Source organism: Muricoccus nepalensis (assembly GCF_006438825.1).
GTDB lineage: Bacteria > Pseudomonadota > Alphaproteobacteria > Acetobacterales > Acetobacteraceae > Roseomonas > Roseomonas nepalensis.
The window spans coordinates 1-22,814 of the sequence record NZ_RCZP01000027.1; the positions used below are offsets into that span (position 1 = coordinate 1).

Here is a 22,814-nt window from a genome sequence, read left to right on the forward strand (position 1 = left end):
GCGCTCAGGCTGATACCGACCTTCTTGGCCATGGCCCGTCCGGTCCAGTGGGTGACGGCCCCGGGCGGCTCTGCGCAGGTCAGCGCCAGCACCTTGGCGACCGTCGCCGTGGCCAGCGGCGCCCGGCCGGGTTTGCGCGTCTTGTCGCGCATCAGACCATCGACGCCCTGCTCGGCGTAGCGCCGCTGCCAGCGCCACACCGCAGGGCGGCTCACACCCACGCGGCGGGCCACCTCCAGGACCGGTAGCCGCTTGGCCGACAGCAGAATGATGTTGGCCCGCTGCGTATGCTTGAGCGRGCGGTTCCGGTCGCCGATGATCTCAGCCAGGCGGGCACGATCCTCGGATCCAACAATGACACTGACGGTCTGGGCCATGCCCGGAGCATTCCACCGCCCCAGCTCGCTGTGAATCCTCCGTCTGGGTCAGTGCACTAGGTGTCTGGTCGCGGAACATTGTTGGGATCCGGTTGGGCTGGCCATCATAGACTATGCGTACCGCTTCGAGCGCCTGAAGAGCGCCGTGCAGGGAGGAAGGTGAGCCATGCTCCAGATCCATCCCAACGCCCGCACCACCCCCGCCGTCCGGGCCGAGATCGCCCGCTCGACCGAGCCTTGGGGCACCCTGGCCCGCCGCTTCGGGGTGAGCAGCGAGACCATCCGCAAGTGGCGCAAGCGAGGTCCTGAGGACTCCCTCGACCACTCAGCACGGCCTCACAAACTGCCCTGGAAGGCCTCAGACGAGGAGCGTGCCGTCGTCTGCGCCCTGCGCCGGGCCACTAACTTCCCCCTCGATGACCTCACCTTCGTGGTCACCCACCTCTTGCCGCACCTGAACCGCGACAGCATCTGGCGCATCCTCCGGGCCGAGGGGCTGAACCGCAGGCGTCCTCCCATCTCTGACCGACCTGCCCGGGGCAAGGGCACCTTCCGGGACTACGACCTCGGCTTCGTCCGCATCGACATCAAGCACCTGCCCAAGCTGCAGACCGCCGGTGGCGAGCGCCGCAAACGCTACCTCTATGTCGCCATCGATCGCCGGTCCCGCTCCGTCCACCTGGCCGTCAAGGACGACGAGACCGAGCGCAGCGCCATCGCCTTTCTCCGCGAGGCCGCAAAAGCCTTCCCGTTCCGCCTCACCCACGTGCTGACCGACAACGGCAGCTGCTTCACACCCGCCTTCGCCAAGGTCTGCGCCGAACTCGGCGCCGAGTGCCGCCACACTCGCCCCTACTCGCCGCAAACAAACGGCATGGTGGAGCGGTTTAACGGACGGGTCGGCAGCGAGGTGCTCGGCATCACCATCTGGTCCCACGCCCAGCTCGAGGGGCTGCTCCGCGGCTTCAACGCCGCCTACAATGCCCGCCGCCAGCGCGTTCTCGACGGCAAGACACCAGACCAGATGGTCAAGGAGCGCCTGCGGGCGCGACGAAAGCTCGCCCGGCCCAAACCCGAAACACCTGAAGGTCGAGCCGGACCAGACGACATCGCCCGCGCACGCCTCATTGCTGAGCACGCCAAGGAGGTCTCACAACCAGACAGCTAGGATTCACCACGGCCCTGACCTTGCGCCCGGTCTTCCCTCTGGTTCTCATCAGACCAAGGGTCTCAGCGGGGCTATCCTCTCTTCGTCCAGCCATTTGGCTGCTGTGTCCAGGTGGATGGAACAACGAGGCGCATGTTATGCGGAGCCTGACGATGGAGGCACAAGAGCAGCGAAGGCGGCGGGTGATTGGGCTACGCGAGCGGAGCAAATCACTGCGGCGACAGCGGCCAAGATTGGGTTGACTTCGACCGGTGCTTTTGATGTCGCGAGCTTTTCGCGGCGCACGGCTAGGCATGGCCGAGGGGCAAAGCGCGTGGACCAGCGCCAAGCCATGTTCACCTCCCGGCGGCAGGGCGGGAGGCGGATGAATTGGCCTCGCGGCTGTACCCTGGGGCTGCATGGCGGTGCAGGCACCAGTTTGGTAGGGCTTTGGCGTCACGAAGGTGGTGCGTGCTACGGGCAGTCACCTAGCGCGCTGGGGCGACACGCCGCGGAAGTTGCTGCGGTGAGCCCACGAGCAGCACCCGGTGGCGGCACAACGCCGGCTGCGGCCCGAGTATCCAGCGAGCGCGGCCCAGGCTAGAGCGGAGAAAGGGGTAATCTTCTGGGCCGACGAGACCGTTCTGCGATTGAACGATTTGTGCGGCTGCAGCGATGCTTCGCGTGGTGAGACCCCGGTAAATCGTTCTAATTACTGTCGCAACAACGCCCATCCAGTTCTGCGGTGACTAAATCGAAGCAAGGCAAGCTTGATCGTGCTCGAAGGCGCGGTCAAGGCATAAACCCTATTCCATTTCTGCAACGAGAGCGGCGAGGTTTTCCTCATTGTCGACCAGTTGCAGGCGCATTGGTCAGAAGAGGTGCGCACATGGCTAGTTGGGGGCGGGGATCAGACCGAGGTCTTCCTCCTGACTACCGACATTCACGACCTCAATCCTGACGAGGGACCGATCGCGATGTGACGCAGGCAGTTAGCGACAAGCCTTCGCCCCGGCGAAGGGCAGCTCGAGCGAGCGATTGCCGACCACACACGTAACCTGTTCCGGCGACCGGAGGGCATCCGTTCCTTCTTCTGCCATCCGCCACTGCGCCATGCAGCTTGATCCAAGAACGCCCGGGACGGCTCAAGAGGACGATTGCCGAGCCTGGAACTGGTCCACCGTACTGTAGCTCCGGCCGCGCACTGCTGCTGTGGACGGATGGGTGAACAGCAATCGAAGGAAGCAAGCAAGTTCGCCAGGGCTGGTTGGATCAATTGCAAAAGCACGCAACGCAAACCCAAGTGCCGCAGCACGCCGGCCCGCCAGCAAGTTGTTTAGGGCAACGCCCTTCACCGCGCTGTACTCAGACCAACGAGTCTCACGGCGGAAGTCGCGCAGCAACGGGGAGCGACGAGCAGCCCGGTAGGCGGTCAGGGAGGCTGCCGTGAGCCGACGAGGCGAGACAGTTAAGCTGTCTTGCTCGCGCCGCCAGCCGTAGACCTCGCTGTTGAGCATCCAGAGTGGCGTCAGAGTTGACAACTCCGCAATGAGCAGCGTGTCTTCGTGAAAGAATGATCCAGGGTGAAAGCCGCCAGTCCGTTCAAAAAAGCAGCGCCGCACCAACATGCCACCTAGGTGAAGCCAAGCGTCACCCAGTAGCCGCTGGGTTAATCTAGGACCCTCCAAACGTGCTAGGTCGGGTGCGACGGGTGTCGGAAGCAAATCGGTTTCTGTAAGCAGGGGGAAGGCTTCAGTCCGGCCGCTTGTGAACAGCAGACGATGCCGTCCAGCTATCCATTGCGCGTCAGGAGCCGCCTCCAGTACGGCGGCAAAGCTTGCCTGCCGCCCGGGCAGCCATAGGTCATCCGCGTCAATGAAGCCGATCCAATCTCCTGTGGCGCGTCGGATAGCGGCGTTGCGAGCACTGGCTGGGCCCCCATTGGCGGTACGCAGGAGGACGATCCGCGGGTCGACGGTGGTGAGGTGCGTGAGCGTAGCGAGGGTTGCGGGTTTACGCGAGCCATCATCAACAAGGATTAGCTCGGCCATGGCGGAGCCAGCCTCGGCCAGCACTGAAGCAACGGCTGCTTCGAGAAGAGGCGCTGGCGTGTCGAACACAGGGCAGACAACACTGATTCGCATGCAGAATATTATCGCGAGTTCATACCAACATGGCAACTGTTAGATGGCCGACGCTGGGCAACGAGGAGCTTCTGTTCCTGCGCAAGACGGAACCGCTCACAATCCGTCGTCTCGCCTCGCTGCTCCGCAGAGGCTGCCTAAGCCTCTGCGCAGTGATCTCGAGACGGAATTTGGACTGAGTCGTTGAGCAGGAATAGCGTTTCTTGTTTCTGACGACTGTTATCCGGCGGTAGAACCGCTGTTGCCGTGGGAGCGGCCGAAGGCGAAAGGCGATCGGTCGCGTGCGCCCGACTGTGTGGCGCTGGCTAGTATCTGTTGGTGCGGCGACCGCGCATTTCGTGGCACGAGATACCAACTGAGTTAGGCTGCTACGGCAAGACCTGCTAGCGCCGATGAGGTGGGTGGCGTACGGCCGCGCTCTGGGCCCGGCTGTACCGGCTCTTGCTGGGCCAGTCGCAGGATGCAGGCGCCCTGGACCAGAAACGAGCGACGCTGGATAGCGCCAGCCTTCCTGCAAAAAGGGGCGCGCGGACCTTGGGCGAACCCGACAGGGTCAGACAAGCCGAGTACCAGGGGTCACATCGTAACAGACGTTCGTGGCACGCTTTTTGGTCAAACGGCAGAATGAGTTATTAAAGGCGGGCCTGAGCATCCCTTCTGTAAGTGAGCACGGGTTCGGGCCTACGTAGCCTTGGCGAGTTCTTCGATCTCAACCGGCGCTTTGTAACCAACCGCTGAGTAGAGGTGGTATCGATTGCAACATCCCGCGAGGAGGCCAAAGAAGGTGGATCGTGCCGCCGTCTTGAAGCTGCCAAGAAGGTTTTTGTCGGGACACTGCTCCAGCAGTCGCCCTTCTGGCCCTTTGAACAGGACGCGCCGGTTTTGGTTAGCCGGCGAGGGTTAGTACTGCGCAGGATCTAGCCGCCGCGGTCAGCATGGTGCAGCAGCCCAAAACCTGATCGGCGCTTGTTGTTCGCCATACTCCGACCTCAACCTGTCGGGCAGCTATCCAAACCGGCCCCGATCGCTGCTCGGCACGCCTAACGTTAGTTCTGACGGGTCCGTGCCTCCAACTGCTCCAATGTCTGAGCGCACTGTCGCACGCCGGACACCAGAAAGTATTCGAAACGCTTCCTGGTAAAGAGGATGGTGCAATACCCGAAGTGTCCACATCCAAGCCAGCACGCCAACTGTTATACCGGCTAACAGCGGGAGCAAAGGTGTGTTGGCTGACCACCCGTAAATCGTCATCACGCCGGCGGCCGGCAACACGGCTGCAGCTGTCAACAAGGATCCTTGGCCGTAGATCGGCATGTAGTCCGACCAAGTCGTGTCCGTCATACGTTCCAGGTGGGGTTGGTAGATTAACAGGGAGAACACCGACGAAAGTATTGCAAGCGCGGCAACTGCATCTAAATCAAAAAGACAGCCAGCGAAGAGGAGACCGAAAGACACCAGGGCTCGCATTACTTCAATACGCACTTGCTTTCCGGTTTCGCTGCACAAGATAAAGATATCCCAGGCCATAATGATGGGAATGACGACCGCGGTGGAAACGGCCAGGAAACTCAGGGGCAGGACAACGCCATACCATGCATCGCCGAAGAGAAGGAGGACGAGTGGCCCGGAAATAACGGCCATGCCGATAAGCGGTGGCCAGAAGGCAGCTGTTAGAAGTCTCATGGTATGTAGATAGGAATCGCGGAGTGACTTGCCCTGGCGGCGCTGCTCAGCGAAGTCCACAAGCAGGACGCGCAGTACTATGGCGTGCAGATTTTCCCATAATACACCTGTAAGACTCCCGGCGCGAGAGTAGAGGCCAAGAGCACTAAGTCCAAGCATTTTTGCTAAGATAAGGTCTGACAAACGGCCGCTGAACCCTCCTAGACCTGAGGTCGTCAGGACCTGCAATCCGAAACGTAGGACTGTACGATGCTCTGATAGGCCAAGCCGAAGGTGCGCATACTGCCAGCCAAAACCGTTGCTCATGACGGCAGCCATCACCGCACTGGCAACTTGGCCATAGGCAAGGCTCATGAAGCCGTGGCCAGCATATGCAAGAGCGAGCGTGAGCAAGTTAGCCGTTGTGTATCGAACAAGGTTGATGAGCGCTATGGTTTTGAACTCCCCTCGTCTCTCAAGGCCAGCGGTGGGGAGAAAGTCGAAGATACTGATTAATGGTACAATCGCCATGATGAGCAGGACTTGCCTCACCCCGACTTCTTCTAAGGCGGCGCTGCCCAGTACGCTTAAACCGGTGACTGCGGCAGAGAGCGTCAACGCCAGTACTGCATTGATTGTAAAAACGGTCGAAACCAACGGCCGGCTCCATTCCTCCACCCGAATGAGGAAGGAACCAAGCCCAAAGGAGCGAATGGTTGCGAGAAGTCCAACGGTGGAAACTGCGACAGCGAAGATACCCATCTCATACGGAGACAGCAGCCGTGCCACCAGGATCGACACGACGAACTGGAGGACAAACAGGCTAACTTGCGAAAAGGCCATCCAGGCGAGGCCGCGTCGGACGGAGGTCAATGACGGATCCCCAATCCCTGACGCCGCGAAAGGCCCTCGTCCAGGCGATCGAAGCCCATCATGCGTGTTGAGCTGACGTTGTCGGTCCGAGTGCCAGGTAAAAGATCGTCTGGCGCAATCCCAGATAACAGAGCGGCGTGATCAGAGTTATTCGGCTTGGGAGGTGTGTATCCCAGCTGGCCCTTTGGCGTATCCGACTGACCAGTACGGCAGCCTCCGCTTTGAACTGGCTCCATGCTCAACCGACCGGCTGCAACCAGAGCAAGTCCAGATGCGCTGGCGCGGCGAGGTTTTGCGTAAGAATGGCGTGGTCCCCTTGAAGTCCATGACACACGTAGAAGCGCATACAAAAAGATTAGAATGCCGTGAAAGCTCTCTTTCGACTGAATTGAGGAGTAGCACAGCGCGTTCAAAAGGCCCACGAATCTACGAATCTTGCTGTAGCAGCGAACAATCATGAATTGTCTCCGCCCATGGCTAGATTTGTGGCCGATGCGCTTTGGTCACGATTGCAGAACTTCATCAATATGGCGCGCTGATCGATGAATTTTTGCGACTGCTTGCGTCGCTGCTATTGAGCAGGTTTGATAAGGCGCATCTTCATTGTAGTTCAGGACATCGACGATCAGAGACGTCAACTGCCGCAACACCATTAGCATGAGTGTCACCTTACCACGACGCCCAGAAGGCGGTGCACCATCATCTCGCAATGCTACGACTCCGCGATGAGACGTACATCGCAGGAATGAATGGCGTTGCTCGTGCTTCTCACGGCAGCAACCAGAAGCCTTACCTTAGCACTCCAGCAGAACGATGCGCAAACAAAACTAATACACGAAAAGGTTAGATCTGTTAAGCGCTGAACTAGATCTGGTCTTGAGCTAAGCCGTTCTGAAAAAATGATCGGCGTCTGGTGAAATCCCTTCCCGGATTTTGCGCGATGGACGAAGCGCTGTGTTGTAAAGAAGCGCCTCTCGAGGGCCTATGGCAAAGCTTCTGTCGAGACACTCGCGGCGGCAAACGCCCCAGTACGTCTTCGCCTCCAGGCAGATTTTCCCTGGGGTTTAGGCAAGGAAACCCCTGCTCTACACCAGCAACCATCCAAGATCAGTCGGTGCAAGGTTGCGGCGCGGAAGGACGAACGGGATCGAAATCGTCTACCTGAAATACGATTGGCGTCTCTTCCGCCCCGCCCTTCAGCGTAAGGTCGACAACGCCTTCCACGCGGGTATCTGCGATTGACGTCACAGCATTCGCCAGGTCCGAGCCCGACTCAGATCCGTTCCAGCTGCGCTTTTCGTCACGCTCATTGCGACAATGCGGCACCCAGGTCATCACGCACCTATGGTTCAGCTAGGCTGCAGCGGCTATTCAGAGCCGACCACTCAGGGGAACTCTTTCAGGGTGCGGCTGCGCATCGGCGTCTTGCTGACTATAATGGAAAGAAGGGTCCGGGCACGTCGTTTGAGATCAAGAACATACGCGGGAAGGCAGGCCGCCCCGATGAGCAGGAAACCTTGTGGGCTCGGATAGTTGATGAAGGATCGTATTAACAATTCACGTGCCAACAAGTTGTTGCGATTATAGAGCGCAGTACGTCCGAACTCGGCGTGGATGTTTGATATTCTGCGCTTCACTAGCCTCTTCGGGAGGGATAAATTATCGGCCAGTAGATTGATATTGCACAGAGCGGCTTTATAGAAGCGCGGAGTGTCTGAGGAGATGCCAATCCCGCGTGTGTACTGGGTTAGTGGCTCAGGGCAAAGGAGGATCTTCCAGCCAGACGCTGCAAGCCTGAGCCAGAAGTTATAGTCCTCAACGGAAATAAGATCCCTCGTTTCGTCGAAGCCGCCAAGATTCTCGAACGCTTTCTTGCGCAGGAGGACGGTGGAGTTAACAATCCAATTTCGATCCCAGAGCTGCTCGAAACTGAGTGTGGTCGGGACTTGTGCCCTCTGGCCGTCGGTCAAGGTGTGAACGAGGCCGACTTCGGGATCGGCCACAAGACGCAGCTGCCGCTCAAGCTTGTCAGGCGCCCAGAGATCGTCAGCGTCTAGCAGGGCAATCCATTCGCCCGCAGCCTGTCGAACACCGAGGTTGCGTGCGGAAGCGGGCCCTCCGTTCTGCTTTCGTATTACTTTAACGAAAGGGCCGTAACCCTCGGCGACCATGGCCGTGTCGTCAGCCGAGCCGTCATCGACCACGATAATCTCCTTGGCCGGCACGGTCTGGGCAAGGACGGTTTCGATCGTGTTCCCGATGGTTTTCGCGGCGTTGTACGCGGGGATGACGACGCTGACATCCGGATAGTTGGATGAAAGATCGTTTCCAAAATGGGCTTCCTGCGGGGCGGGCATCAGATGGCCTTCCCCGAAACGGTCTCGTACATCGACAAGACTTGCGGAACGACGGCCGCTTCCGAGAAGCAGGCCTGCACATGGTCCCGGCCCCGCATGGCAAGGTTTCTCCTTCTTGCAGCGTCGAGCAGCATCGGAAGGCTGGCCTGTAGTCCCCCATCTTTCGAAAGATCGCTGTAAACGCCGCCGTCACCGACGACGGCGCGGAAGGAGGGACTGTCGTGGCAAACCACGGGTAACCCGCTCGACATCGCTTCCAGCAGGACGATGCCGAACATCTCCTGCAGGGAGGGAAGGACGAAGACATCGGCCGCCTGGTACAGATCCTTCACCTCTGCCCTCGGTACGTTCACCATGAAGCGAACAGCGTCACCGAGCAGGGTGTGACCCATCTGAATAAGATCGGCGGTGTCCTCTTCCTGCGCGCCCGCGATGATCAACATCATCTGTCCGCCCACAGCGGTGTTAGCGGCTGCGAACTCGTTGAGGAGATAATCGATGCGCTTGTGGCGCCGCCGGATAGCCGCACAGCAGAGGACGATCAGCTTGTCCTGAGGAAGACCCAGCCTCGCTCGCACACTGCAGCTTGCTGCGGGGTGGAACCTCGTGACGTCGATGAGGTTCGGAATGACGAAGCTGGCCTGCTTGGATGGGCGATGCGCCTCCCATTCGTCGGCCGCCTCGGGAATGAGGTGCTGTAGCGTGGAGAAGGCCCGCAGCGTGCTTGGCGCTTCGCTGGTTCCGTGGGCGAGGATAACCTTCGGGCGGGACAGTCCGGCCCGGTGCGCCGCCTCGAAGAACCTGGCGATGACGGGGTCCTGGACGTGCAGTAGGTCGTGACTGCGATGAATTCGGCGCCACAGGCCGAGGGCGAAGCTGGTCTGCTCCACTTCGTACGGCGAGCCCATGCCGTAACGCCACCCGCCAAGCTGGCGAAGGACGCTCGCCACACGCCGCGTAAGCAGGTCGTTTCTCTTCAGGCATTGAACGCGCTGGCGGTCTGGACCTGACGTCGCCGCGAACAGATCCAGCTGGAGGGAAGGGGCTCGGCGCCGAAGCCCGGCCGCCAAGTCTTCAGCCCATGCCTCGACCCCACGTTGTACATGCCCGAGACCGGAGCAGGCGATCGCGACGCGGATGCGCTGAAGCGACGACGGATTCTGCTGACCCGCCTTCACAGGTCTGGCCGTCGTGCGAAGGAGCGTTGGCGCTTCCAGGCTTTCAGGCATCCATTCATTCCGATCACGAAATTGAGAGGAGATCTGAAGCGTCAGGCCGACTCCGCTAAGCGCCTGCCCTCAATTTTGAGACTATGATTGATATCGATACTAGACGCAAGACGGAACGATGCTCCTCCGTAGGGATCGTTGTCGATCCCAGACGGCAAGCTGGTCCTGCCAACCCTCGCCTCACGGCGTGCGGGCTTCAGGGGATGGAGGCGGCTCAGCAGCCAGGATGAACTGTGTGGACGGCGACGCCGATCGTACCTCGGAGCAACGGGATCGCACGGCATAGGGCGACCGGCGCTTCCGCTACCCCCCCTGTGGTCCGCGGTTGAACGCTCGCTCGGCACTATCATGATACTCAATAACGCTAGTCAAACTATCCATTTCACGAGGTACCTACAGCTCCTGCATGGTTCTGCCAAGGAACAGCCAGGAGCAGATCGATGGCCGATATCAAGGCGCTAAAGGGTCGGATCAAGATTTGCATGTTCGACCAATACGGAACCGTCGTGGACATGCAGGGCGGGCTGCGCGAGGCGGCAGCGCTCTACCTCCAGTCCAAGGGGTGGAAGGGCAACCCGAACTCCTTCGTCACCTGGTGGCGCCGCACCCACTTCGAGAACTCCATGATCGACGCGCTGCTCCACCGCGAGCACATGCGCTACCGCGACATCGGGCACCTCTCAGTGGACCAAGTGCTAAACCGCGCCGGCATCGAGCACAGCCAGGAGGAGGTGGAGAGCCTCGTTTCCAACATCGAGCGCCTGAAGTGCTTCCCCGAGGTGCCGGAGGCGCTCGGGCGGCTGCACCGCGACTTCAAGCTCGTCGTCCTCTCCAACGGCGACCCGGACATGCTGGAGGAGGCGAAGAAGCACCACGGCATCCCGTTCGACCGGGTGATCTCGGTGGCCGCCGCGGGCGCCTTCAAGCCGCACGTCTCGACCTACACCAAGGCGGCGGAGATCTGCGGCGTGGCGATGGACGAGATCCTCTTCGTCGCGAACCACGAGTTCGACTGCGTGGGCGCCAAGGCCGCCGGGATGCGCGCTGCCTTCATCGACCGTCGCCGCCGCCCCTTCGCCAAGTGGCCCTACCAGCCCGACCTGATCGTCGGAAGCATGACCGAGCTCGCCGACCTCTTGGTGGAGCGGGCGGATGCGGTGGCCTGAGGCGAATGGCCCGGCCCCGCTCGGCGGGGTAAGGGTGCTGGACCTCACCCGCGTCGTCTCCGGCCCCTTCTGCACCATGCTGCTGGGCGACCTCGGGGCAGACGTGGTCAAGGTTGAGGAACCGGGCGATGGGGACGAGAGCCGCCGGTACGGGCCGCCCTTCCAGGGCGGCGAGAGCAGCTACTTCCTCTCCGTCAATCGAAACAAGCGCAGCATCGCCCTGGACCTCAAGAGCAAGGAGGGCCGCGAGACCGCCCTCTCGCTCGCCGCCCAGGCCGACGTCGTGGTGGAGAACTTCCGCCCCGGCGCGCTGGATCGGCTGGGCCTGGGCTGGGACGCCCTGAGCGCGGCCAACCCGAGGCTCATTCTCTGCTCCATTACCGGCTTCGGCGCTGAAGGACCGGACGCGCAGCGACCTGGCTACGACCTGATTACACAGGGCGAGAGCGGGCTGATGGGCATCACCGGCCTGCCGGACGGGCCGCCGACCAAGGTGGGAACCTCAGTCGCAGACCTCGTCACAGGGCTGTACGCGTCCCAGGCCGTGCTCGCCGCGCTGCGGCGCCGGGACGCGGCGGGCAAGGGCGGCCGGGTCGAGGTATCCATGCTCGACGCACTGGCATCGCTCCTGACCTTCAACGCCGGGATCTACTTCACCACGGGCCGCAGCCCGGCCCGGCGCGGCAACGCGCACGCGACCATCGCGCCCTACGAGACCTTCGAAGCATCCGACGGCTGGATCAACATCGCCGTCGCGAACGACAAGTTCTGGCGCCTCTTCTGCGCCGAGGCGGGGTGCCATGCCCTGGAGGCGGATCCCCGCTTCGCGACGGCGCCGGACCGGGTGATCAACCGGGAAGCCCTCATCAGCGTGCTCGCGCCGGTCATCCGAACGCGCCCGAGGCAGGAGTGGCTCTCCCTTCTCTCGGCAGCGGGTGTCCCCTGCGGCCTCATCCGCTCCGTGGGCGAGGTCTGCGAGGCGCCGCAGCTGCTGGAGCGCGGGATGATCTCGACCGTGGAGCACCCGGCCGCCGGTCCGGTCCGCTACATCGCCTCGCCCGCGCGCTTCGACGGCCACCCGCTCCCTCCGGCCGCCCGCTCCCTCCGGCCGCCCCGCCGCCCCTGCTGGGGCAGCACGCGGCGGACATCAAGGCGGACTGGCTCGGCCGCTCCGGGCGGGAGGCAGCGGAATGAGGGCGGTCTACTTCCTGGGCGACCGTCGCCTGGAGGTCCGGGACGTGCCGGACCCGACCCCGGGCCCGGGAGAGGTGATCCTCGAGATCAGGGCGTCCGGCATGTGCGGGAGCGACCTGAAGTACTACCGCGCGGCGGACGGCGCCGCCTCCATGGGCCTTGGCCGCCGCTCCGAAGGTCCGGTCATCGCCGGGCACGAGCCTTGCGGGGTCGTTGCCGCCCTAGGGCCCGGCGTCTCCAGTCCCGTGGCCCGGATCGGTGCGCGGGTCATGAACCACCACTACGCCGGCTGCGGGTGCTGCTCGCCCTGCCGCAGTGGGTGGACGCAGATGTGCGACGACGGCTCGACCACCTTCGGCGCCAACGGGGATGGTGCCCACGCGAAGTACATGAAGGTGCCGGCGGAATCCCTCATCCCCTTGCCGGACGTCCTGTCCTTCCGTGCGGGCGCGGCTATCTCCTGTGGCACGGAGACGGCCTGGGGCGGGCTGGACCGGCTCGGCCTGCGCGGGACCGAGACCATCGCCGTCTTCGGCCAGGGCCCCGTCGGGCTAAGCGGAACCCAACTTGCCTCGGCGATGGGGGCCAAGGTCATCGCCCTCGATATCGATCCGGGCCGCCTCGCGCGCGCCGCCGAGTTCGGCGCGGACGCCACCATCGACGCCCGGCGGAACGACGTCGTGGAGGCCATCCGCGACCTGACCGGGGGCCACGGCGCGGACTGCACGATGGACTGCACGGGGGCGGCCGAGGCGCGCTCCGCGGCCATTCGCGCCGCTCGGAAGTGGGGGCGGGTCGTGTTTCTGGGGGAGGGCGGAACCGTCACCATCGACGTCAGCAACGAGATGAACCGCAAGCAGCTCTCGATCTTCGGGAGCTGGACCTTCAGCCGGAACGGTCAGGCGGACTGCGCCCGCTTCGTCGCGGAGCGCGGTCTCGATCTCGACAGCCTCTTTGACGTGCCCCCGTAGAAGCAGTCCGCCGGTTATGTGAACTGGCGGCTGTTTTGAGGAGGCTAGGATGGGTCGGAAGAGGACGCACACGCCGGAAGAGATCGTTGCCAAGCTGCGGCAGGTTGAGGTGCTGACAGCGCAGGGCAAGCCGGTGTCGGAGGCGGTGCGGGCGATCGGGGTAACAGACCAGACCTACTACCGCTGGCGTGCCGAGTTCGGGGGTCTGAAGCTGGACCAGGTCAGGCGGCTGAGGGAGTTGGAGCGGGAGAACGCGCGGCTGCGGAAAGCGGTGTCGGACCNTTGACGTGCCCCCGTAGAAGCAGTCCGCCGGTTATGTGAACTGGCGGCTGTTTTGAGGAGGCTAGGATGGGTCGGAAGAGGACGCACACGCCGGAAGAGATCGTTGCCAAGCTGCGGCAGGTTGAGGTGCTGACAGCGCAGGGCAAGCCGGTGTCGGAGGCGGTGCGGGCGATCGGGGTAACAGACCAGACCTACTACCGCTGGCGTGCCGAGTTCGGGGGTCTGAAGCTGGACCAGGTCAGGCGGCTGAGGGAGTTGGAGCGGGAGAACGCGCGGCTGCGGAAAGCGGTGTCGGACCTGACGCTGGACAAGGTGATCCTGAAGGAAGCGGCAACGGGAAAATACTGAGCCCCGCCCGTCGTCGCGCGGCGGTGGGGCATGTGAGGGATGAGCTCGGCGTGTCCGAGCGCAGAGCCTGCGCGGTACTGGGTCAGCACCGATCAACGCAGCGCAAGGTGCCGCACGCAGCGGACGACGAGGCAGCGCTGACGGCGAGTATCATCGGCTTGGCCAAACAGTACGGCCGGTATGGCTACCGCCGGATCACCGCGCTGCTCAGGACGGAGGGCTGGCGGTGTAACCACAAGCGGGTTGAGCGCATCTGGCGCCGTGAGGGCCTGGAGGTGCCCGCCCGGCAGCCCAAGCGCGGGCGGCTGTGGCTCAACGACGGCTCCTGCGTGCGGCTGCGGCCGGAGCGGCCGAACCAGGTATGGGCTTATGACTTCGTGGGGGACCGCACCCGGGACGGGCGCAAGTTCCGGATGCTGAACGTGGTGGACGAGTTCACCCGCGAGTGCCTGGCCATCCGGGTGGGTCGCCAGCTCAGGGCCGCCGACGTCATCGACGTGCTGTCCGACCTGTTCATCCTGCGCGGTACGCCCGGCCATGTTCGTTCGGACAACGGGCCCGAGTTCGCCGCCACGGCCGTGAAGGGCTGGATCACCGGCGTGGGTGCGAAGACAGCGTTCATCGAGCCCGGCAGCCCTTGGGAGAACGGCTACGTGGAGAGCTTTAACGGCAAGCTCCGGGACGAACTGCTCAACGCCGAGGTGTTCAACACGCTGGCCGAGGCCAAGGTCCTCATCGAGCAATGGCGNTGGCCATCCGGGTGGGTCGCCAGCTCAGGGCCGCCGACGTCATCGACGTGCTGTCCGACCTGTTCATCCTGCGCGGTACGCCCGGCCATGTTCGTTCGGACAACGGGCCCGAGTTCGCCGCCACGGCCGTGAAGGGCTGGATCACCGGCGTGGGTGCGAAGACAGCGTTCATCGAGCCCGGCAGCCCTTGGGAGAACGGCTACGTGGAGAGCTTTAACGGCAAGCTCCGGGACGAACTGCTCAACGCCGAGGTGTTCAACACGCTGGCCGAGGCCAAGGTCCTCATCGAGCAATGGCGACGGCACTACAACACCGTCCGCCCGCACTCCTCGCTGCGCTACCGACCGCCCGCGCCAGAGGTCGTCCTGACGCACCTCGGCAGGCCACCACACGGCCAAACCGCCCACGCCTCGGCCCAGCTCCTGCCCATGCGCCATTAACATCCGACCCGGTGCACCTCGTGGGGGCTTGTCACTCGAATCCCATCTTCAGGTCCTGGCCAACGAGCGCCTGCTCGGGACGCTGCTGAAGGGCGTCGACATCATCCTCGGCGCGGGCTCGAACACGCGGCTCGGCGATGCGGACGACCTGGCCGTCAACTTCCCGGGCCACGCGGCTGACTTCGCCGATACCTACCCGGTCGTGATCACGGCCGCCGACGGCAAGCCCACGCTCCTCGTCAACACGGACAACGAGTACACCTATCTCGGGCGCCTCAAGGTTGATTTCGACGCAAACGGCGAGGTGATCCTCGCCAACCTGGCATCGGACAGCGCGATCAACGGCGCCTACGCCGCGACCGCCGGGAACGTCGCCGCGGCCTGGGGAACGAGCCTGGGCGATCTCGACGCTACGGCCTTCGCTGCGGGAACGAAGGGCAGCCAGGTCCGCGACCTCACGGACGCGGTCCAGGGCGTGATTGTGGCAACGGACGCCAACGTCTTCGGCTACACCGGTGTCTATCTCGAGGGTGAACGCTCGCTCGTGCGGAGCGAGGAGACGAATCTCGGCTCTCTCTCGGCCGACGCCAACGCCTTCGCCTTCCGCGAGGCGCTCGGGCTCTCCGCGGACAGCTTCGTTGTGTCGTTCAAGAACGGCGGCGGTATCCGGGCGCAGATCGGAACGCTCTCGGCGCCCGACCCGGTCGATGGCAGCGTGGACAAGCTTCCTCCGCTGGCCAATCCGGCGGCCGGCAAGCAGACCGGCGGGGTCTCGCTCCTCGATGTCGAGAACTCGCTCCGATTCGACAACAAGCTGATGGCCTTCGACACCACGCCGGAGGGGCTGAAGGCCATCCTCGAGCACGGCGTGGCGGCGGGGACGCTGCAGGGGCGCTTTCCCCAGATCGGCGGCGTCAGCTTTTCCTGGGACCCGGACTTGCCGGCGGGCAGCCGCGTCTCGGATATCGGTCTGCTGTCGGCGGACGGCCGCGGCCTCCTTGCGCTCTACAACGACGGAGCCGTGCTCCCCGGCGCGCCCGCCCGTATCAGCGTCGTGACGCTCAACTTCCTCGCCAATGGCGGCGACGGCTACCCGGCGAAGGAGAACGGCGAGAACTTCCGCTATCTCCTCTCCGACGGAACGCTCTCGGGCGCGGTGGACGAGGCACTGAACTTCACCGACCCCGGCGTGATCGCCGGCGCGACGCCCTCGGGGAGCACCCTGCTCGGCGAGCAGCAGGCGTTCGGGACCTATCTGGCGGCCCGCTACGCCACCCCGGAGACGGCCTACGCCCTCGCCGACACGCCCGTCTCGCTGGACGAGCGGATCCAGAAGCTCAACTTCCGCGCCGACACGGTGCTGGCGGGTATCTCGATGCCGGGAACAGGCATCACGATCGGGGAGGGGCCGGACAGCCTCGTGCTGCGCATCAGCCAGGATGCCTGGGTTGGCGACGCCCAGTACGTCGTGAAGGTCGATGGGATCCAGGTCGGCGGGGTGCTCACCGCCTCCGCCTTGCACGCCTCGGGCCAGAGCGACGTCGTCACCGTTCGGGGCGACTGGGCGGGTGGGCTGCACGGCGCCACGATCGAGTTCCTGAACGACGCCTGGGGCGGCACGCCGCAGACGGACCGGAATCTCTATCTGGACGGGGCGACCTACAATGGGGTCGCGGTGGCCGGGGCCAACGCGGTGCTCGAGAAGCCGGGGCCGGCCTTCGTCACCTTCACCGACACCGGGCCGGTGACAGTGCCGGCGCCGGCCAGCGCCACCATCGGCGCGGGCGCGGACTCGCTCGTGCTGAAGATCAGCCAGGACGCCTATCTCGGCGCGGCGCAGTACACGGTGGCGGTGGATGGCGTCCAGATTGATGGCGTGCTCGCCGCCTCCGCGACGCGCGCGTCGGGGGGGGCCGACACGCTGACCGTGCTCGGGAACTGGTCTGGCGGCCTGCACGAGATCACTGTGCAATTCCTCAATGATGCCTGGGACGGGACGCCGGAGACGGACCGTAACCTCTACCTTGAAGGTGCGACCTATAATGGGGTGGCCGTGGAAGGTGTTGTCGCCGCGCTCGAGAAGCCGGTGGCGGCCTCGTTCACCGTCCTGGACATGGGTCCCGTCGGCGCGCCCGTCACGACCACCATCGGCGCCGGTCCGGACGGCCTTGTCCTGCGCGTCAGCCAGGATGCTTACCGGGGGGACGCCGCCTACACGGTGAGCGTCGACGGTGTGCAGATTGGCGGCGTGCTGACCGCCTCTGCCCTGCGCTCCACCGGCTCAAGCGATACGCTCAACGTGTTCGGCAATTGGGGTGAGGGCGTGCACGAAGCGAGGATCGAGTTCCTGAACGACGCCTGGGGCGGCACGCCGGAGACGGATCGCAACCTCTTCCTTGACGGCGCGACCTATGGAGGCGCCGTGGTGAACGGCGCCACTGCCACGCTCGAGAGGCCGGGGGCTGCCGTGTTCACGTTCGAGGATGCGGCGACCAGCGGATCGGCCAACAATGCGGACCTACTCTTCGCATCCTAGCTCAGCATCCACCGTCCAAGGGGCGGTGGTGCAGGGAGGTGGCGAGACCGCCAGGTGGCAGGGGCGGGGAAGGTCTAATACCAACCGCCTTGGTGGATGACCGTTTTGGGTGGGAAGCGGCTGTAGAACACCCAGGCCCGAATGTCCGCTTTACCCTCCTGAACGGAAGGGGGACTAGGCCGCATCGTCTGGGGCCTAACAGCATGGTCTGGCCGGAAGCCGCCTGACCGCTTCCGGGCACCGAAACCGGGCAGCGGACATGGTCCGCTGCGACGAGGCTCATCACCCGCGCACGTCGGCGCCACCGAACACGACCTGATTGCGAACCCCTGGCTGGAACAGGCCGTAGAGGATCTTCTGGTCGCCGCCGCTCGTCGCGTCGAGCGCCTCGGAATGCTTGGGCGCTAAATCGAGGCCAAGGGCAGCCACGTTATCGGTCACCTGCTCGGCGCGGCTCACCCCCATCAGCGTGGAGGCGACACCCGGTCGTCCCACCACCCAGGCCAGCGCGACGCGGGCCGGGCTCTCGCCCACCTCGCCCGCGACGCGCTTCAGCGCCTCGACGATGTTCCAGTTGCGGTCGGTGAACAGCATGTCGCCGAACGGGTTGTCGCCATCCAAACGCTTGTCCCCCTCCGGGCGAGGCCGGCCGTTCATATCCGCCTCGTTCGGGACACCGCCTCGCCGCGGCGCGGCGGCTTCGACGGCGGTACGGTCGTACTTGCCGGTCAGCAGGCCGTAGGCCAGCGGGCTCCACGGCACCAGTCCCATGCCGAAGGCTTGGCCCAGCGGGATGTGCTCGCTTTCCACGCCACGCTCGACCAGCGAGTAGAAGTACTGCAGTCCGACGGGTCCCGGCAGGCCGCGCACCTGCGCCAGCGTGGCGAGCTGCGTAGCGTACCAGGCTGGCGTGTTCGAGATGCCCCAGTAGCGGATCTTTCCCGCCTGGATCAGCGCTGCCATGGTCTGGAGCAACTCCTCCGCAGGAGTGATGCCGTCCCAGATGTGGATCCAGTAGAGGTCGATGAAGTCCGTGCACAGCCGCCGCAACGAGCGCTCGACCGCCGCATGGATGTGCCGCGCGCCATTGCCGCCCTGATGAAACCCCTGGCCCGTGGCGAAGCCCGACTTGGTGGCGATCACCATCTGGCCGCGCAGGCCGTTTTCATCGACGAACTGGCCGACCATCTCCTCCGAGCGGCCGCCGGAATACACGTCGGCGGTGTCGATGAAGTTGCCGCCCAGCTCGACGTATCGCTCGAAGATGGCGCGGCTGCCCGCCTCGTCGGCACCCCACCGCGCCGTGCCGAAGGTCATCGTGCCCAGGGCGAGCGGGCTGACCAGCAGACCCGAGCGGCCAAGCGGGCGGTAGGTCTGAAGGTTCATCGGGTGCTCCTCTCTTCGTGCAGCGTGCCGAAGATGGACTGCCGCTCGGGGGACGATTAGTGCCTCAAGGACGCATGGGTTACTGAGGAATTTTCAGAAATGGAGCGTGAGCTCTGGTCGGGCCTTGCCGTGTTCGCGGAGATCGTGGAGGCCGGCAGCTTCGCGAGGGCGGCAACCCGGCTTGGCCTTTCGGCGTCGGCGCTGAGCCATGCCATGCGAACCCTGGAGGGCAGGCTGGGTATCCGCCTGCTGGACCGCACCACCCGCTCGCTCTCACCCACGGGCGCAGGCGAGCAGCTCCTGTTGCGGCTACGCCCGGCGATGGCCTCGGTGGAGGACATGCTGGCCGAGCTCGACCAGGCGCGCGACCGCCCGGTGGGGCGGGTTCGTGTCAACGCGCATCGGCCAGCGGCCGTCCATGTCGTGCTGCCCCGCCTCGCGACGCTGGCGCAGCGCTACCCGGACGTGGCGGTGGAACTGGTCGTCAACGATGGATTGGTCGATATCGTGGCCGAGCGGTTCGATTGCGGCGTGCGGCACGCAGGCGGTCTGCAGGGGGACATGATCTCGGTGCGGATCAGCGAGCCGATGGAGCTCGTCTTCGCGGCGGCATCAGCCTATCTCGATGCGCACGGCGTGCCCGAAACGCCCGACGACCTCGGCGCACATCGCTGCATCAGCTACCGCCACACCTCGTCAGGGGCACTACACCGCTGGGATTTTGTGCGCGACGGCGAGATGTTCGGGCGTGCGGTCCCCGAAACCTTCATCACCAACGATGCCGACCTGATGCGCGACGCGGCGCTGTCCGGGCTGGGCATCGTCTGCCTGCTGCGTCTCCAGGCCGCCCCCTGTCTGCTCGATGGGTCGCTCACCGAGGTGCTGCCGGGATGTGCGCCGGTGCTGGCGGCCAACCATCTGTACTACCCAAGCCGCCGCCAACCGAGCGCGGCGTTCCGTGCCTTCCTCGAAGTCATGCGGGCTTGAAGGAGAAGCCCCAGGGCTCAGGCGGGCGTCAGAGGCCCTGACAGCGGTCATCACCTCGATCTGTCTGAACCGGGAGTGCCATGTCCGCTTACCGAAAGGGGAACGCATGCAGCCTTTGGCCGAGATGGGCGCGAAGCAGCCGCCTGTATCTGCGGTGACGCAATGTCCGTTTCTCCTTCCACGTCCGACTTTGCATCAACGAGCGTCAATGTCGTGGATGGGTCGCAACCGGTCATCTACCAAGGCGGTTGGTATAAGGGCTACCCTTCATGCGCGACACATCCGGTGGCTTGTCCCGTAGAGGAGCGTCGCCCCTGCCCCACGCTGTAGGGTACGACCGCTGACCTCCAGGAGGAGGTAAGCGGCAGATTGAGGCGATGTCACCAATCCTTCACCGGGAGGATCCACTGCACATCATGATTGAGGCGGCAGAGAACACGTCGTTAGAGGTTAAAGGGGTAGATCATGTCCAATTTCCGCGTGAGCCGTCGCGCCGCCCTCGCCGGCGCTCTGCTTGCGCGGCCCGGGTTCGTCTTCGGGCAGGGAGGCGCCCCCGCGCTCATCAGCAGCGACGCGCTGCGCCCGCGGGCGCAATGGGGTGCAAGCGCCGGGGACGTCTCGGCCGATCGCGCCATCATCTGGAGCCGTGCGGACCGGCTTTCCCGCATGCAGGTGGAGTGGTCGACAAGCGACATCTTCCGCGACGCGCAGCGCGTCCTCGGCCCGCACGCGACCGAAGCGACCGACTTTACCGGCAAGGTTGACCTATCCGGCCTGCCCCCTGACCAGGAGATCTTCTACCGCGTCACCTTCAAGGACCCGTCCGGTGTGGCCGCTGAGCCCGTCAATGGACGCTTCCGCACGGTGCCGGTGTCGCGTCGTGACGTGAAGTTCCTCTGGTCCGGCGACACTACGGGGCAGGGATGGGGCATCGACGAGAGTCGCGGCGGCATGATGACCTACGACGCGATGCGGCGAACGGGCGCGGACTTCTTCATCCATTGCGGCGATACGATTTACGCGGACAGCGTCGTGGCAGGTGAGATCCATTACCCGGACGGCAGCCTGTCACGGCAGTTGGTGACGCCCGAGAAGGCCAAGGTGGCCGAAAGCCTGGCCGAGTACCGCGGCGCTCATCGTTACAACCTGATGGACCGCAACGTTCGCGCCTTCCATGCCGAGGTCGCGCAGATGTGGATGTGGGACGACCACGAGGTCGTCAACAACTGGTCGGACAGCAAGGATCTCACGGCCAACGCGGCCTACCACGAGAAGCGCATCGGCGCGCTGCGCGCCAACGCCACCCGCGCCTTCCTGGACTACGCACCGCTTCGCACCAACCCCGACGAGGCCGAGCGGGTTTACCGTCGCGTGTCCTACGGTCCCCATCTCGACCTCTTCATGCTCGACATGCGCTCCTACCGCGGCCCGAACACCTATAATCGGCAGGAGGCCGCGGGGGCCGAAACCGCGTTCCTGGGAGAGGCGCAGCTGCGCTGGCTGAAGAACGGTTTGCAGGCCTCGCGCGCGACCTGGAAGGTCATCGCGGCCGACATGCCGATTGGGCTGCAGGTGCCAGACGGCAAGGATAGCCAGGGCCGGCCGGTATTCGAGGCTGTGGCGAACGGCGATGGCCCTGCCCTTGGCCGCGAGCTGGAGATGGCAGAGCTGCTCTCCTCCATTCGCGCCGGGAACATCCGCAACGTGGTGTGGTTGACGGCCGATGTGCACTACACCGCCGCCCACCACTATCATCCCGAGCGCGCCAAATTCCGCGATTTCGCGCCTTTCTGGGAGTTCGTGAGCGGCCCTCTTTGGGCGGGCGGCTTTGGGCCGAACGCGCTCGACGACACATTTGGTCCGGAAGTCGTGTGGCAGAAGGCGCCCGGCACGGACAACGCAGCTCCAGGGGAGAACACGCAGTTTTTCGGGGAGGTGCAGATTGCCGGCGAGAGCGGCGACATGACGGTTTTGCTACGCAACATGAGCGGCACCTCGCTCTGGGAGCGGCGGTTCACGCCAGCCGGTGGCTGAGTGAAAGCTTTGCGAGCAAGTGCCCTTCAGAATGCTGCAGGGGGGGCTGCCGCGGGACAGCCTCCCTATTTCCCCCGCACGCAACTCGAGCTGCATGCACCCTGTTCCGCCGTTGTTCTGGCCGGACGGGGTTTCGACAGAGCATCCTGAGCTCCTAGACCTTCCCAAAGTCGTCTGCTGCGCGGTGCGACGTTGGCGAGGATGCCGCTGGCCAACTTGGTACAGACGAAGGCATCCGGCTTGGCATTGGTTATGTCGATGTAGCCCTGAATAGCGGCCTTGAAGGCGAAGGTGCGGCCTGCGGCGGCGCAGCACGCTTCCATCTAAGCTCCACAAAAATGTCACTTCTGTTATCACATAAAAGTGAGTCACAGTGTGCGGGTGCTCGTCATGGAAAGGAGCCGAGGTCCATGTTCAAGGTGTGGTGCGGTTTTCTCGCTGCGGCTGTAGCGCTCGTGCTGGGCGGCCAAGCCTTGCTTGGAGGAGGCCGCCAGGGCAACGCGTCAGGCAGTCTCCACATACCAGGCCCTGCGCAGCTGTCGGTCACATCCTCCGGGCTGCTTGGCAGCCGTTGAAGACTGCTGGCCGGATGTAACCCTTGGTGGCTAGGCTAGTCGCCACCTGCGAGTGCCAGCTTGCAACGAGGACAAGAACATCCGTTGGATGGGGCATCACTGCCCCCCGGCTTTGCCCTTCTCGGCGGCGATGATTTCGTCACAGACGGCGATGCGTCGCCTTACCTCGGCCATGGCATCGGCCGTGGAGACCTGAAGGTCACCTGGCGTGTCGCCCGGTATCCGACTGCCTCCGTTCTCGAGAAACCGGAGCTGTGCTTCAAGGGAAGCCCGGTCCTCCCTGGCCCGACCCTCTGCATGCTTTGAGACCGCCATCCATCATCTCCCGGCTTTCCAGCGGCCTCGCATACATCAGGC

Annotated in this window: 14 protein-coding genes and 2 pseudogenes; 10 read left to right on the plus strand and 6 right to left on the minus strand. The window is 64.1% G+C overall.

Features of this window, described 5'->3' with window-relative positions; all coding sequences use genetic code 11:
- On the minus strand, nt 1–377 hold a 377-nt coding region (locus EAH89_RS20745), incomplete at its 3' end, for a helix-turn-helix domain-containing protein (RefSeq protein WP_140885627.1).
- A 166-nt stretch (nt 378–543) separates the two neighbouring features.
- On the opposite strand from EAH89_RS20745, the gene EAH89_RS20750 reads away from it, so the two are divergent.
- Nucleotides 544–1,545: a DDE-type integrase/transposase/recombinase gene (locus EAH89_RS20750; RefSeq protein ID WP_140885628.1), complete on the plus strand. Its 1,002-nt coding sequence runs from the start codon at nt 544–546 to the stop codon at nt 1,543–1,545.
- Between the two features lie 1,124 nt (nt 1,546–2,669).
- Here the strand turns inward: EAH89_RS20750 and EAH89_RS20755 are convergent.
- The 4 genes from EAH89_RS20755 to EAH89_RS20770 form a co-directional block, all read right to left on the minus strand.
- On the minus strand, nt 2,670–3,668 hold the full coding sequence (locus tag EAH89_RS20755) for a glycosyltransferase family 2 protein (protein WP_140885629.1): 999 nt from the start codon (nt 3,666–3,668) through the stop codon (nt 2,670–2,672).
- 1,005 nt (nt 3,669–4,673) lie between these two features.
- Complete coding sequence (locus EAH89_RS20760; RefSeq protein ID WP_140885630.1) at nt 4,674–6,203, minus strand: oligosaccharide flippase family protein; 1,530 nt, start codon at nt 6,201–6,203, stop codon at nt 4,674–4,676.
- 1,385 nt (nt 6,204–7,588) lie between these two features.
- Nucleotides 7,589–8,560 (minus strand): glycosyltransferase family 2 protein, encoded by a 972-nt coding sequence (locus tag EAH89_RS20765; protein ID WP_140885631.1) that lies wholly within the window; start codon nt 8,558–8,560, stop codon nt 7,589–7,591.
- The gene (locus tag EAH89_RS20770) at nt 8,560–9,789 is read right to left on the minus strand and encodes a glycosyltransferase family 4 protein (RefSeq protein WP_140885632.1); all 1,230 of its coding nucleotides are present in this window, start codon (nt 9,787–9,789) and stop codon (nt 8,560–8,562) included. The genes EAH89_RS20765 and EAH89_RS20770 overlap by 1 nt, the downstream gene beginning before the upstream one ends.
- 482 nt (nt 9,790–10,271) lie before the next feature.
- Here EAH89_RS20770 and EAH89_RS20775 point away from each other — a divergent pair, with 482 nt between their 5' ends.
- The 7 genes and pseudogenes from EAH89_RS20775 to EAH89_RS31995 all read left to right on the plus strand — a co-directional run bounded on the left by EAH89_RS20775 (nt 10,272) and on the right by EAH89_RS31995 (nt 17,475).
- Nucleotides 10,272–10,955, plus strand: coding sequence for a haloacid dehalogenase type II (locus EAH89_RS20775; RefSeq protein WP_206667623.1), 684 nt, complete (start codon nt 10,272–10,274; stop codon nt 10,953–10,955).
- Nucleotides 10,942–12,033, plus strand: a pseudogene (locus EAH89_RS33520) (CaiB/BaiF CoA transferase family protein); the annotation flags it as partial. The gene EAH89_RS20775 and the pseudogene EAH89_RS33520, both read left to right, overlap by 14 nt.
- Before the next feature lie 112 nt (nt 12,034–12,145).
- The gene (locus EAH89_RS20785; protein WP_140885634.1) at nt 12,146–13,120 is read left to right on the plus strand and encodes a zinc-binding dehydrogenase; all 975 of its coding nucleotides are present in this window, start codon (nt 12,146–12,148) and stop codon (nt 13,118–13,120) included.
- Between the two features lie 49 nt (nt 13,121–13,169).
- Nucleotides 13,170–13,400: pseudogene (locus EAH89_RS20790) on the plus strand (transposase); the annotation flags it as partial.
- Between the two features lie 68 nt (nt 13,401–13,468).
- Nucleotides 13,469–14,631, plus strand: a protein-coding gene (locus EAH89_RS20795) for an IS3 family transposase (protein ID WP_456306517.1) whose coding sequence is annotated in 2 segments (ribosomal slippage) — nt 13,469–13,736 and nt 13,736–14,631 — 1,164 coding nt in all. Because the reading frame shifts where the segments join, the coding sequence is not laid out codon by codon here.
- Nucleotides 14,632–14,648: 17 nt separating this feature from the next.
- On the plus strand, nt 14,649–14,939 hold the full coding sequence (locus EAH89_RS20800; RefSeq protein ID WP_408906311.1) for an integrase core domain-containing protein: 291 nt from the start codon (nt 14,649–14,651) through the stop codon (nt 14,937–14,939).
- 28 nt (nt 14,940–14,967) lie between these two features.
- Nucleotides 14,968–17,475: a carbohydrate-binding domain-containing protein gene (locus EAH89_RS31995; protein ID WP_140885635.1), complete on the plus strand. Its 2,508-nt coding sequence runs from the start codon at nt 14,968–14,970 to the stop codon at nt 17,473–17,475.
- A 282-nt stretch (nt 17,476–17,757) separates the two neighbouring features.
- Here EAH89_RS31995 and EAH89_RS20810 read toward each other — a convergent pair whose 3' ends face one another.
- Nucleotides 17,758–18,861: an aldo/keto reductase gene (locus tag EAH89_RS20810; protein WP_140885636.1), complete on the minus strand. Its 1,104-nt coding sequence runs from the start codon at nt 18,859–18,861 to the stop codon at nt 17,758–17,760.
- 99 nt (nt 18,862–18,960) lie between these two features.
- Between EAH89_RS20810 and EAH89_RS20815 the strand changes: the two genes are divergently transcribed.
- Both EAH89_RS20815 and EAH89_RS20820 read left to right on the plus strand, forming a co-directional pair.
- A complete protein-coding gene (locus EAH89_RS20815) occupies nt 18,961–19,848 on the plus strand; it encodes a LysR family transcriptional regulator (RefSeq protein ID WP_140885637.1) in 888 nt (295 codons plus the stop codon).
- Between the two features lie 465 nt (nt 19,849–20,313).
- Nucleotides 20,314–21,882, plus strand: a complete 1,569-nt coding sequence (locus tag EAH89_RS20820) for an alkaline phosphatase D family protein (protein ID WP_140885638.1) — start codon at nt 20,314–20,316, stop codon at nt 21,880–21,882.
- The last annotated feature ends 932 nt before the right edge of the window (nt 21,883–22,814 follow it).

Bases quoted from the DNA above. Each gene is read 5' to 3' on its own strand.
- EAH89_RS20750 (WP_140885628.1), top strand. From the start codon at position 544: ATGCTCCAGATCCATCCCAACGCCCGCACCACCCCCGCCGTCCGGGCC.
- EAH89_RS20755 (WP_140885629.1), bottom strand. From the start codon at position 3,668: ATGCGAATCAGTGTTGTCTGCCCTGTGTTCGACACGCCAGCGCCTCTT.
- EAH89_RS20765 (WP_140885631.1), bottom strand. From the start codon at position 8,560: ATGCCCGCCCCGCAGGAAGCCCATTTTGGAAACGATCTTTCATCCAAC.
- EAH89_RS20770 (WP_140885632.1), bottom strand. From the start codon at position 9,789: ATGCCTGAAAGCCTGGAAGCGCCAACGCTCCTTCGCACGACGGCCAGA.
- EAH89_RS20775 (WP_206667623.1), top strand. From the start codon at position 10,272: ATGTTCGACCAATACGGAACCGTCGTGGACATGCAGGGCGGGCTGCGC.
- EAH89_RS20785 (WP_140885634.1), top strand. From the start codon at position 12,146: ATGAGGGCGGTCTACTTCCTGGGCGACCGTCGCCTGGAGGTCCGGGAC.
- EAH89_RS20810 (WP_140885636.1), bottom strand. From the start codon at position 18,861: ATGAACCTTCAGACCTACCGCCCGCTTGGCCGCTCGGGTCTGCTGGTC.
- EAH89_RS20815 (WP_140885637.1), top strand. From the start codon at position 18,961: ATGGAGCGTGAGCTCTGGTCGGGCCTTGCCGTGTTCGCGGAGATCGTG.
- EAH89_RS20820 (WP_140885638.1), top strand. From the start codon at position 20,314: ATGTCCAATTTCCGCGTGAGCCGTCGCGCCGCCCTCGCCGGCGCTCTG.